Below are 12,249 nucleotides of genomic sequence, written 5' to 3' on the forward strand. Positions count from 1 at the left end.
ACTACTGCTTCTCCACGGGAGCCGTCGCGGGACGACGCGGCCGCAACCCGAAGGCCAGACCGATCAACCCGACCAGCAGACCACCGCCGCCGAGCCACCGGGCCACGCTGTCGGACGTCCCCTCGGACGTCGTCGCGGCGACCGGCGTGATCGCGGCCGCCAGCTTCAGCGTCGGCGCCGGGTGCTCGGGCTCGTCCGCGCCGTCCTTGGCGACATCGGCCCACTTCACCACCTCACCGTCGCTGTACGTCTGGACAGCGGGGAAGCTCAGCGAGTCGACGCCCTCGGGCAGCTTGCCGACCGACAAGGCGAACTCGTCGAAGTCGTTCGGCGGAATACCGCCGGCGGTCGCGGTCCAGGTGATCGTGGTGATCGCCTTGGTCAGCGTGACATCGCCGACCTTGACCGTCGCGGGCAACTTCTCCTCCTTCTTCTCCACCTTCCAGCCATCCTTCACCTGCGCACCGACATGTGCGAACGGGTGGTCGGTGGGCAGCGACACGACCAGCTTCGTGGTGCTGGTGTTGTCGGACTCGGTCGGGACGCGGAACACCAGTTTCGCGTACCCACCGGGCTTGGCGTCCGGCGAGGACACCGTGACGTGCGCGGACGCCGAGCTCGCGGCGCCGATCACGACCAGCGCGGACGCCGCGACGATCGCGGCGGCGCGCAGGACGAATCTCTTGGGCATGAGAGAACCTTTCAAGGCATACGAGTAATCCGGCCCGCGGGCCGGTTCAGACAGCAGGGATCACTCGTACGCCGGGAGGTCCGCGGCGGGAGACGCTCGACTCGAGCCACGTCGCGGCGAGCGGCACCGGGGACGACACCACGACGAACACCCGGGCAAGTGAACGCACCGGATGCAGAACCGGGAGCAACGGCAGGAAGCGCGCGAAGATGCGTACGACGCGCCAGATCCAGCGCTGGGCCTGACTGACCGCGAGGACGCCGGCCAGCAGGACCGAGAGATGGGTGGCGCTCATCATCAGGCTGCCGCCGAGGCCCGGCGACATCGCCATACCGTCGTGCATGCTCGCCGAGTCCAGCGTGACGTGCACGAACAGCTGCACCCCGGCCAGCACGAGCGCCGTCAGCAACCGCTCCCCGGCCAGGTACTCACCCAGCAACCAGCAGACTCCGGCCAGTGCGGCCAGTGGAGGTACGACGCCCAGCGGCACAGAACCGCCCCCGACGAGCGCGTGACCGACTACCGCCACCGCGACGCTCAGCGCCGCGACCGCGGACGTAGTCCTGCTCTCGGTCGGCATGTCCATCCCCTCGCTCCAGTCACTCTACGGACAGGAACAGGTGCTGGTTCCCTTAGTCTCGTGGGAGCGCGGGAAATATCTGCCGGATCCGTGCAACCTGCGGGCGTGCCCACCACGTTTGATCCGGCATGACTGGGGAGAGCTGCGGGTGAGACCGGAGACCGAGCAGGACTACGTCGAGTTCGTCACGCATCACGCGAACGCTCTGTGCCGGACCGCTTACCTGTTGTGCGGAGACTGGCGCCGGGCCGAGGACGCGACCCAGGAGGCTCTCATCCGGCTGTACCGCGTCTGGGGGCGGATCCAGCGCAAGGGCGCGGTCGGCGCGTACGCGCGGAAGGTCGTGGTCTCGACCACGCTGGACGCGCTCCGCCGCAAGTCCAGCCACGAGGTCGTCGGCGGCGACGAATACTTCGCCAACGAGACCGACCGGGCCGACCCGCTCGGCGTTCTCGAGAACCGGCTGGTGATCACCAAGGCACTCGCGGAGCTGCCACCACGCCAGCGCGCCTGCGTCGTACTGCGGTACTTCGACGAACTGTCCATCGAGGAGACCGCCGCCGCGCTCGACTGCCGCCCCGGGACGGTGAAGAGCCAGACGATGCGGGCCCTGGAGAAACTGCGCACCCACCCGGCCCTCGCCGAGCTTTCCGACCTGGCTGTGAGGGGTTGAGATGACCAGCGAACTGAAGACCCTGATGGACCAGGCCGCCGACCGGCCGGCGACCTTCGCACCGGACACAGCGGCCCTGGTCGCCGCCGGACAGCACCGGACCCGCGTCCGCCGCGTCAAGGTCGTGGCTGCCACGGCAGCTACCGCAGTGACCGCGATCATCGCCGTACTGCTGATGGGCCCGCTCGGGAACGCCCGGACCGCACCGCAGCCGGCGACCACCGCCACCCAGCCGACCATGGTCACCGATCTGTGCGCCAAGTCCGACGACTTCTTCCGGACCGCGAACGACGACGCGTGGCGCCGGCAGGTGGTCGGCAACTGGACCGACAAGGTGGTCGAGGTGACCGACCCCGACGGCGCGATGACGGTACGACGGTCGCCGGACGGATCGCAGTACGCGTACTGCGTGGCCGGCGTACCGATGATGGGCAAGCCGCTGGGTGGTTTCGGCGCCACGCTGATCAACGTCGGCATCGTCACCCGCCCGTACCAGATCCAGCGGTACTGGAGCATGGCGTGCGGCGATGTTCCGGTCGATCGGGACAACCGGACGACCTGGTGCAGAGGGGTTCGGTACAGCTACGCGGGCCGGGTGCCGGAGGGAGTCACCCGGATCGCGTTCTCGGGTCTCGGCCAGCACGCGGACGCCACGATCAAGGACGGCTACTGGGCGCACCGCGTGTACACCGACAACATCCTGAAGGGGAACACCGACCCGATCTTCATCACCATGTACGACGGGGCCGGGAAGCAGGTGTTCAAGGAGCGGTACTGAACTTTGCGATGATGTCCGGATGGATGTAGCTGTGCTGGAAATCGGGGGAAGTCACGTCACGGCGGCGTTGGTGACGCCTGCCGGGTGGGACGTGACCGAGGTGGACCGGGCCAAGCTCGCGTCGCAGGAAGCGGCGGAGGTGGTGGTCCAGCAGCTGGCCGAAGCGGCCCGGAAGTTGCCGCTGGCAAACGGTCTGGCGGTCGCGTTGCCCGGTCCGTTCGACTTCGGCACCGGCGTTGCCTGGTACCGCGGGCAGGGCAAGTTCGACCAGCTGTACGGGTTCAACCTCGGCGCGGCGCTGAGCGCCGAGCTGGGCATCGACCGGCTCCTGTTCGTGAACGACGCGGAGGCGTTCACGGTCGGCGAGTGGACGGCGGGCGAGGTCCGCGGCGTCGAGCGGTGTGTCGGCGTCACGATCGGCACCGGCATCGGTACGGCGTTCCTCGCCGACGGGCGCGTGGTCCGCGAGGGCGACACCGTGCCACCGGGCGGCGAGCTGTACAAGACGTCGTACGCCGGGAAGCCGCTGGAGGACTCGATCTCCGCCCGCGCGATCCTCCGTCGGTACGCCGACCGCACCGGGACCGAGGCGCCCGGCGTCAAGGAGATCGCCGACCAGGCCCGCGCCGGCGACACCGCCGCACGCGAGGTCCTGACGGCGTGTTTCACCGACCTGGCCGCCGCCCTCGAGCCCTGGCTGACCCGCTTCGGCGTGACGAAGACCGTCCTCGGCGGATCCATCTCCGGCGCCTTCGACCTCGTCACCCCGGCCCTCCCCTTCCCGGCCTCCGCCACCCACGACACCGAACACTCCGCCCTGATCGGCGCCGCCGCCCACTACCTCCGCAGTACGTGACGGATCCCCAGGCCATCACAATCCGCCGAATCCCTCGCTGCCCCGCGGGCGGCAGATCAGAGGCAGCGATTGTGGTGGCCTGGAGATCCGGCCGTTGTCGGTCGGCGTGGGTAGGTTGACGCCATGGCACCCAGGAAATCCGCCGGGGCGATCGCGGCCCCTCGACTGCGCTCGCAGCTCGAGCCGGCCGCGCCCACGCTCGACGACATCGACGACGAGCAGCGGTTGCTCGATCTCGCGCTGGAGGACCTGGATCTCAGCGACCTGGAGGCCGAGCATCTGGAGATCAGCGGGTGCCGGCTGACCCGGTGCAAGCTGGCCGGATCCGAGCTGGAGAAGCTGATCCTGGTCGACACGGAGCTGGCCCAGTGCGATGTCGCGAACGCCCGCTGGGCCGACGCGGCGCTGACCCGGGTGGCGATCTCGGCGTCGCGGATGATCGGGTTCGCCGGGTCGGGGGCGAGCTTCCAGCACACGACGGTCCGGGACAGTGTGCTCGACTTCGGGTCGTTCCGGTTCGCGAAGTTCCTGAAGGTCGAGTTCGCCGACTGCCGGTTGCAGAACGCCGACTTCGTCTCCGCGGACCTGACCGGGACGGTGTTCCGGCGCTGCGACCTGTCCGGGGTGGAGTTCTCCCAGGTCAAGGCGGCTAAGGCGGTCTTCGTGGATTGCACCTGGGAGGGCGCGAAGGGCCTCGCCTCGCTGACCGGTGCGACGGTCGCGGCGGCATCCCCGATCGACACGTTGGCGTTCACCAGCGCGGTGACCGCGGCGAGCGGTATCACACTTGCTCACCCCGACGAGCTCGACTGACTGATCTCCGCAGCCGAGCCCTGCACGGGGCGTGAGCCTGCCCACGCCGGGGACGGCCCGGCCGGAACGCCCATTAGGGTGGGGCTGTGACTGACTCGACGATCATCTACACCCACACCGACGAGGCTCCGGCACTCGCCACGTACTCGTTCCTCCCTGTCGTCCAGGCGTACGCCGGCCAGGCCGGTGTCGGAGTGGAGACCCGGGACATCTCACTGGCAGGCCGCATCCTGGCCCTCTTCCCGGAGTACCTGAAGGACGACCAGCGGATCGCGGACGCGCTGACCGAGCTCGGTGAGCTGGCCAAGACGCCCGAGGCGAACATCATCAAGCTGCCGAACGTCTCGGCCTCGATCCCGCAGCTGAAGGCCGCGGTCGCCGAGCTGCAGTCCCAGGGCTACGCCCTGCCGGAGTACCCGGACGAGCCGAAGACCGACGAGGAGCGGGAGATCCAGGCCCGCTACGACAAGGTCAAGGGCTCCGCGGTCAACCCGGTACTGCGCGAGGGCAACTCGGACCGCCGCGCGCCCGCCTCGGTGAAGAACTACGCAAAGACCCACCCGCACCGGATGGGCGCCTGGAGCGCCGACTCCAAGACCAACGTCGCGACCATGGACACCGACGACTTCCGCGCCACCGAGAAGTCGGCCGTGCTCGAGTCCGACGACGTCCTGCGGATCGAGCTGGCCGGCGACGACGGCACCACCACGGTGCTGCGCGAGTCGATCCCGGTGCTGGCCGGTGAGGTCGTCGACGCGTCCGTGCTGCATGTCGCCGCGCTGCGCGAGTTCCTGACCGCGCAGGTCGCCCAGGCGAAGGCCGACGACGTGCTGTTCTCGGTGCACCTGAAGGCCACCATGATGAAGGTGTCCGACCCGATCATCTTCGGTCACGTCGTCCGGGCCTTCTTCCCGAACACGTTCGCGCAGTACGGCGACGTCCTCGCGAAGGCGGGCCTGACCCCGAACGACGGCCTGGGCGGCATCCTGCACGGCATCGCGACGCTGCCCGAGGGCGCGGAGATCAAGGCCTCCTTCGACGCCGAGCTGGCCGACGGCCCCAAGCTCGCGATGGTCGACTCGGACAAGGGCATCACCAACCTGCACGTCCCGTCGGACGTGATCGTGGACGCGTCGATGCCGGCCATGATCCGTACGTCGGGCCACATGTGGGGCCCGGACGGCGAGGAGCACGACACCCTCGCCGTACTGCCGGACCACAGCTACTCCGGGATCTACCAGGTGGTCCTCGACGACTGCCGCGCCAACGGCGCGTTCGACCCGGCCACGATGGGCTCGGTGCCGAACGTCGGCCTGATGGCGCAGAAGGCCGAGGAGTACGGCTCGCACGACAAGACCTTCGAGGTCCAGACCACCGGCACCGTCCGGCTGGTGAACCAGGCCGGCGACGTCGTCCTGGAGCAGGCGGTCTCGGCCGGCGACATCTTCCGCGCCTGCCAGACCAAGGACGCGCCGGTCCAGGACTGGGTCAAGCTGGCCGTCAACCGGGCCCGCGCGACCGGCGACCCGGCGGTGTTCTGGCTGGACGAGACCCGCGCGCACGACGCCCAGATCATCGCGAAGGTGCAGACGTACCTGTTCGAGCACGACACCGAGGGCCTGGACATCCGGATCCTGGCGCCGGTGGAGGCGATCAAGTTCTCGCTGGAGCGGATCCGCCGCGGCGAGAACACGATCTCGGTGACCGGCAACGTGCTGCGTGACTACCTGACCGACCTGTTCCCGATCCTCGAGCTCGGCACCAGCGCGAAGATGCTGTCGGTCGTCCCGCTGATGGCCGGCGGCGGTCTGTTCGAGACCGGCGCGGGCGGCTCGGCGCCGAAGCACGTGCAGCAACTGGTCAAGGAGAACTACCTGCGCTGGGACAGCCTGGGCGAGTTCTTCGCGCTGGCCGCGAGCTTCGAGCACCTGGCCCAGGCGACCGGCAACGCGCGGGCGCAGATCCTCGCCGACACGCTGGACCGGGCGACCGCGACGTTCCTGAACGAGGACAAGTCCCCGACCCGTCGCGTCGGCGGCATCGACAACCGTGGCAGCCACTTCTACCTGTCCCTGTACTGGGCCCAGGAGCTGGCCAAGCAGACCGACGACGCCGACCTCGCCAAGGCCTTCACCCCCCTCGCCGAATCCCTCGCCACCAACGAGCAAACCATCATCACCGAACTCCTCGCCGTCCAGGGCACCCCAGTAGACCTAGGCGGCTACTACCAACCAGACCCCGCCAAGGCCGCCGCAGTAATGCGCCCGTCCAAGACGTGGAACGACACCCTGGCTTCCCTGTAACTCCAGCTTTTCCAGCTCCCGGTGCCCGTCAGGGTGCCGGGAGTTGCTTGTTAATGCGTGGCTCAACCTCCGATCGCCTTCCTACACTGCGGCTATGACTAACTCCCGTTCCGTGCTTGCCTCGCAGGACACGGACTACCCCCGATGGTTCCAGGATGTGATTGCCAAAGCCGAGCTCGCCGACAACGGGCCGGTGCGGGGGACGATGGTCATCCGACCGTACGGGTACGGGATCTGGGAACTGTTGCAGGAGGCAATGAATCGCCGGATCAAGGCAACCGGCGCCGCGAACGCCTACTTCCCCCTCCTGATCCCCGAGAGCTACCTCCAGCGTGAAGCCGAGCACGTCGAGGGCTTCAGCCCCGAGCTCGCCGTCGTAACCCATGCCGGCGGCAAGGAACTCGAGGAGCCCGCCGTCGTCCGCCCGACCTCGGAGACCGTCATCGGCGAGTACATGGCGAAGTGGATCCAGAGCTACCGCGATCTCCCGCTCCTGCTCAACCAATGGGCCAACGCGGTCCGCTGGGAGCTGCGCCCACGCCTGTTCCTGCGCACCACCGAATTCCTCTGGCAGGAAGGCCACACCGCCCACGCCACCTTCGAGGACGCCCGCGCGTACGCCACCAGGATCCTGTACGACGCCTATCGCGACGTCATGGTCAACGTCCTCGCGATCCCGGTCGTCGTCGGCCGCAAGACCCGCCGCGAACGCTTCGCCGGTGCAATCAACACGATGACCCTCGAAGCCATGACCGGCGACGGCAAGGCCCTGCAGATGGGTACGTCGCACGAGCTCGGCCAGAACTTCGCCCGCGCCTTCGACATCGGATACCTGTCCCGCGAAGGGCAGCGCGAGCTCGCCTGGACGACCTCCTGGGGCAGCACCACGCGCATGGTCGGCGGACTCATCATGGTGCACGGCGACGACGCCGGCCTCCGCGTCCCGCCCGCAGTCGCCCCGATCCAGGTCGTCGTACTCGCGGTGCGGGACGAGACGATCGAGGCCGCCCGCCGGATCGCCGCCGACCTCGAGACCGCCGGCCTGCGCGTGATGGTCGACGACCGCATCGACCAGCCGTTCGGTCGTCGCGCGATCAACTGGGAGCTCAAGGGCGTCCCGATCCGCATCGAGCTCGGTCCGCGCGATCTGGCTGCCGAGGTGGCAACCGTCGTACGACGCCTTCGTGACTCCACCAAGACCGCGGTCAACCTCTCGGACCTGACGTCAACTGTTGTCGACGCAATGGAGGCCGACCAGGCGCATCTGCTCGCGGAAGCGTCAGCTCGCCACGCAGCACGCAGCACCGCGGTGTCGACCGTCGAGGAGGCCGTGGATGCAGCACGCGCAGGCTGGGCGAGCCTGCCGTACGGCGCCATCGGCGAGGAGGGCGAGGACCGCCTGGCCGAGTCGGGCATGACGGTCCGCTGCCTCCAACGCCCGGATGGCACCCTCCCACTGGACGAGAGCGAGCCCGACCTGATCGCGTACGTCGCCAGGTCGTACTAGCGGGCCAGGTATTTGCGGACGTCGTCACCCACCTGTGCGCGGTTGCGCACGCCGTACTTGCGAAGGATCGCGCTCAGGTGGGTCTTGACCGTGTTCAGGCTGATGCCGAGCTCCGCGGCCAGCTGATCGTTGTCGAGCCCGTCGGCCAGGAGTACGGCGACGGCCTGCTGCGCCTTGGTCAGACTGGTGAACCGGCGCTCGGGGCCCTCGTCGGTCTCCATCAGCATCTCGATCAGCTCGGACTGGATGTGCTCGGTGGCGTCGATGATCCGCTCCAGATGCGTGCGGACGACGGCGCTCACATCGGGCTCGTTCTCCGCCTCGGCCGCGATCTCCCGGATCGACGCGACGCGATGCGTCAGGTACTCCATCACGTGGTCCGACGTCAGCAGGTTCGGGCCGACGTCCCCAGCGGGCAGGCGGCGCAACGCGTCCCGGTCCTCGCCTTCGCGGGTGAGTACCCGCTCCACGACCGCACACAACCACTCGAACGCTCGCACCGCGTTGTCGTCGTACGCCTTGGGTTCGTAGCTCTGCATCGACAGCATCCCGAACAGCTGATCGGGCCCGTCCTTGGCCGGCCGGAAGATCGGCACCGTGATCGCATCCTCGGACCGCCGGCCCAGATCTCCCACCGGTACGCCGCCGTGCAGGGCGAAACCGTTGTCGTAGGCGTAGCGGTAGGTCTGCCGGTGCTTGATCAGCCAGGCCGTCTGCCCGTTCGGCCCGAAGTTGTGCGTGTCGGGGCTCACGTAGTGGCCGATGTCGTACCCGTAGGGGTACCGCACCCGGCTGCTGCCCTGCAGGAAACCGACGAAGAAGGCGTCGACCCGGGCGATCTTGCCGGCCACTACCCGGACGTAGTCGTACAGGCCGTAGTGGTCGGAGCGGAACAACGCTTCGATCTTGTGGTACGCCTCGCGCAGGATGATCGCGGTCTCCGCGTCAACCCGCAGCGCGGCGGCCTTGTCTAACTCCACATCGCCGGCTCCCCACACACCGCGGCAGCATCGATACCCGACTATGCCGCTGTACCCCGCGACTTGCCAAGCGATGCCCGCGATCCGGAACCGACATCCGGACAGGGACGGCGGTCGCGGGTGGTGAGTGTGGGTTCCCGAGTCGCCCTCCCAAGCCTCGGCCGAACCCTCCTGCACCACCCGCGACCACGAGTGGGACACCAGAAACTGTGAGCCCCCGCGTCGATCGATCCCACACCCCCTGCGAGATCGGCGACCCCCCGTCGGCCGGTTCGGTGTCCCTTCCTCCCCCCGCTGACTACACGGTGCCACCGAACGCCGACGGTGACCATCGCCCGGGGCATGATCTTGTTGTGTCCTCAACCTCACCCCGCGGGTGAGATCGGATGTATACGATTACAGCTACCAGCTGGTGTCGAGCGGCTTCCCCTCGGCGTACCCGGCGGCCGTCTGCAGGCCGACCACGGCCCGCTGGTGGAACTCGGCGAGGTTCGCGGCGCCGACGTACGTGCAGGAACTGCGGATGCCGGACACGATCGAGTCGAGCACGTCCTCCACGCTCGGGCGCTCGGGGTCGAGGTACATCCGGGCCGTCGAGATGCCCTCTTCGAAGATGCTCTTCCGGGCCCGCTGGAACGGTGTGTCGTCGGCGGTCCGGGACCGCACCGCCCGCGCCGACGCCATCCCGAAGCTCTCTTTGTAGATCCGGCCCTGGCTGTCGCGATGCGGGTCGCCGGGCGACTCGTACGTCCCGGCGAACCACGACCCGATCATCACGCTCGACGCGCCCGCGGCCAACGCGAGCGCGACATCGCGCGGATACCGTACGCCGCCGTCCGCCCACACGTGCTTGCCGAGCTCCCGCGCACGCGTCGCGCATTCGAGCACCGCGGAGAACTGCGGCCGGCCGACCGCCGTCTGCATCCGCGTCGTACACATCGCGCCCGGCCCGACACCGACCTTGACGATGTCGGCGCCGGCGTTGACGAGGTCCGTGACGCCTTCGGCGGTGACCACGTTGCCGGCCACGATCGGCACCTTCGGACCCAGTGCGCGAACCCGCTCGACGACCTCGAGCATCCGCTCCTGGTGACCGTGTGCAGTGTCGATGACCAGTACGTCGATGCCGACATCGAGCAACGCCTTCGCCTTCTGCTCGGCGTCGCCGTTGATCCCGATCGCGGCGGCGATCCGGAGCTTGCCGTTCGCGTCCAGGGCCGGGTCGTACAGCGTGGCGCGGAGCGCGCGCTGCCGGGTCATGATGCCGACGATGTGGCTGTTCGCGTCCACCACCGGGGCGAGCCGGTGCCGCCCGTCGTGCAGCTGGTCGAACGCCGCCTCCGGGTCGATCCCCTGCGGCACCGTCAGCAGCTCACGGGACATGATCCCTTCGAGCTGGGTGAACCGGTCCACGCCCGCACAGTCCGCCTCGGTCACGACCCCGACCGGCCGCCCGTCGTCCACGACGACCACGGCGCCGTGGTTCCGCTTCGGCAGCAGGTTCAGCGCCTCTCCGACCGTACCCGTCGGCGGCAGGGTCAGCGCGGTGTCGTGCACCGGATCCCGCTGCTTGACCCAGGCAACCACTTCGGCCACCACATCCACCGGAATGTCCTGCGGAATCACCGCCAGCCCACCACACCGGGCAATCGTCTCCGCCATCCGGCGCCCAGACACCGCCGTCATGTTCGCGGCCACCACCGGGATCGACGCGCCACTCCCGTCCCCGGTCGACAGATCAACATCCAACCGCGATGCAACCCGAGACCGATTGGGCACCAGGAACACATCACTGAACGTAAGGTCCCCCACCGACTCCCGCTCCAGATGAAACCGCATGGCAGACCCCTTCTCGCCCAGAAACCAAACCCAGCCAGCGTGTCACGCGACCCGGCGCTGAACAAGCTGGTCACAGCATGTGTTCGGCCGCAAACCCCTGCAGCCGTTGGGACTCTGCCGGTCGACGGTCAGCGGTCAAGACCGTGGTCAGGGCGTAATGGGGAGTCGGTTCGGCGGCCGCCGAACCGGGACGCCGCCAACGGACGTGATGTTGCCAAGGGCACCTGACCGGGGAACGCGTGCGCGATCGCCCGGTTGGCATCGAGCTCAGCCTGCCGCTGTGCCTGGTTCTGCCTGAGGCTGGGCATCCGATCACCGAAAGCATTGAGACCCGGTTGACGGTCGTGAAGGTTCCGATTGAGCCGCGCGCACGTGTGCTCGTAGATATTGCCGGCCCCTTGCCGCGGCTTCACCGCCAGCAGTTCCCGCCGCGGCAACTGCCCGGGCCCCGCAGCCGGCATCTCCCGAAACACCAGCCGATAATCAGCCTTCTCCTGCGGATCAGACTGCAGATAAGCCGTCACACAATCCCGCAAATCCCCCTTCCCAGACTCGTACCCGAGCGCATGACGCCCATCCGTGGCGCCCTCGGCCAACTGCTTCATCTGAGCAATCACCTGCTGCCGAAGAAAAACCCTGCTCGGGTCGGCGCGTGCGTCAGCCGCCAGTCGTCTCAGGTCCTCAGCGAACTTGTCGCTGACAATCACCTCATACTGCGGCGCGCCGCTCACGGGATCTCGTCATCGGCTCGGCGGAGCTCCTGAAGGTCTCTCACCGCCTCCGGGCCCATCATCTCGGCGATCTCGTCGAGGGTCATGGCGCGGCTGGTGGGCAGCGGTTCCGTGGCATACACGCGCCGGGTCGGATCGTCGATCGTCCCGGGCGGTGGTTCGTCGTCGCCGCGCAACTGACGGTACTGCGACGTCGACATGATGACGGCCTCCGGCTCCTCGCCGTCCCCCCACACCACCGGCACGAACGTCCCAGCCCGGATCGCGGCCACCATCGACACAAGCTCCGCCCCCACGGCCTCTGCCGGCATCACCCCAGGACGACGCTCGAACTTCGCTTCCCCACCAAGATCCTCGAACTGGTCGTACGTCAGCAGCACCGCCTCCGGCACCCCGCCGTCACCAAAGCTGAACGCCATGGTCCGCCCCCGCCGGAACCGGGTCAGCACCCCCGCAACATCCCGCCGCACATCCTCCACCGACCGAATCCCAGAACCA

General features: G+C 68.4%; 12 protein-coding genes. 6 read left to right on the forward strand and 6 right to left on the reverse strand.

What is annotated here, in order from left to right; all coding sequences use genetic code 11:
• Position 1 precedes the first annotated feature (1 nt).
• Positions 2–691, reverse strand: coding sequence for a YcnI family copper-binding membrane protein (locus tag OHA18_RS06975; protein ID WP_329002935.1), 690 nt, complete (start codon positions 689–691; stop codon positions 2–4).
• Between the two features lie 46 nt (positions 692–737).
• Positions 738–1,271: a hypothetical protein gene (locus OHA18_RS06980; RefSeq protein WP_329002936.1), complete on the reverse strand. Its 534-nt coding sequence runs from the start codon at positions 1,269–1,271 to the stop codon at positions 738–740.
• Positions 1,272–1,419: 148 nt separating this feature from the next.
• On the opposite strand from OHA18_RS06980, the gene OHA18_RS06985 reads away from it, so the two are divergent.
• From OHA18_RS06985 to proS, 6 genes are all read left to right on the forward strand, one after another.
• Positions 1,420–1,944, forward strand: coding sequence for a SigE family RNA polymerase sigma factor (locus OHA18_RS06985; RefSeq protein ID WP_329002937.1), 525 nt, complete (start codon positions 1,420–1,422; stop codon positions 1,942–1,944).
• Position 1,945: 1 nt separating this feature from the next.
• On the forward strand, positions 1,946–2,722 hold the full coding sequence (locus tag OHA18_RS06990; protein WP_329002938.1) for a hypothetical protein: 777 nt from the start codon (positions 1,946–1,948) through the stop codon (positions 2,720–2,722).
• Between the two features lie 19 nt (positions 2,723–2,741).
• Positions 2,742–3,578: an ROK family protein gene (locus tag OHA18_RS06995; RefSeq protein ID WP_329002939.1), complete on the forward strand. Its 837-nt coding sequence runs from the start codon at positions 2,742–2,744 to the stop codon at positions 3,576–3,578.
• A gap of 123 nt (positions 3,579–3,701) precedes the next feature.
• Entirely contained in the window at positions 3,702–4,391 is a 690-nt protein-coding gene (locus tag OHA18_RS07000) for a pentapeptide repeat-containing protein (protein ID WP_329002940.1), read from the forward strand.
• An 86-nt stretch (positions 4,392–4,477) separates the two neighbouring features.
• Positions 4,478–6,694, forward strand: coding sequence for an NADP-dependent isocitrate dehydrogenase (locus OHA18_RS07005; RefSeq protein ID WP_329002942.1), 2,217 nt, complete (start codon positions 4,478–4,480; stop codon positions 6,692–6,694).
• Positions 6,695–6,788: 94 nt separating this feature from the next.
• Positions 6,789–8,201 carry a proline--tRNA ligase gene (proS, locus tag OHA18_RS07010; RefSeq protein ID WP_329002944.1) on the forward strand — a complete coding sequence of 471 codons (1,413 nt, stop codon included), beginning with the start codon at positions 6,789–6,791 and terminating at the stop codon, positions 8,199–8,201.
• Here proS and OHA18_RS07015 read toward each other — a convergent pair.
• The 4 genes from OHA18_RS07015 to OHA18_RS07030 form a co-directional block, all read right to left on the reverse strand.
• On the reverse strand, positions 8,198–9,181 hold the full coding sequence (locus tag OHA18_RS07015; protein WP_329002945.1) for a helix-turn-helix transcriptional regulator: 984 nt from the start codon (positions 9,179–9,181) through the stop codon (positions 8,198–8,200). The genes proS and OHA18_RS07015 overlap by 4 nt on opposite strands.
• Before the next feature lie 402 nt (positions 9,182–9,583).
• A complete protein-coding gene (locus OHA18_RS07020; protein WP_329002946.1) occupies positions 9,584–11,020 on the reverse strand; it encodes a GuaB1 family IMP dehydrogenase-related protein in 1,437 nt (478 codons plus the stop codon).
• Positions 11,021–11,148: 128 nt separating this feature from the next.
• A complete protein-coding gene (locus tag OHA18_RS07025) occupies positions 11,149–11,751 on the reverse strand; it encodes a hypothetical protein (RefSeq protein WP_329002947.1) in 603 nt (200 codons plus the stop codon).
• Entirely contained in the window at positions 11,748–12,230 is a 483-nt protein-coding gene (locus tag OHA18_RS07030) for a hypothetical protein (protein ID WP_329002948.1), read from the reverse strand. Before OHA18_RS07030 ends, OHA18_RS07025 begins: the two co-directional genes overlap by 4 nt.
• Positions 12,231–12,249 lie beyond the last annotated feature (19 nt).

Origin of the sequence: Kribbella sp. NBC_00709, assembly GCF_036226565.1 — a bacterium.
Classification (GTDB): Bacteria; Actinomycetota; Actinomycetes; order Propionibacteriales; family Kribbellaceae; genus Kribbella.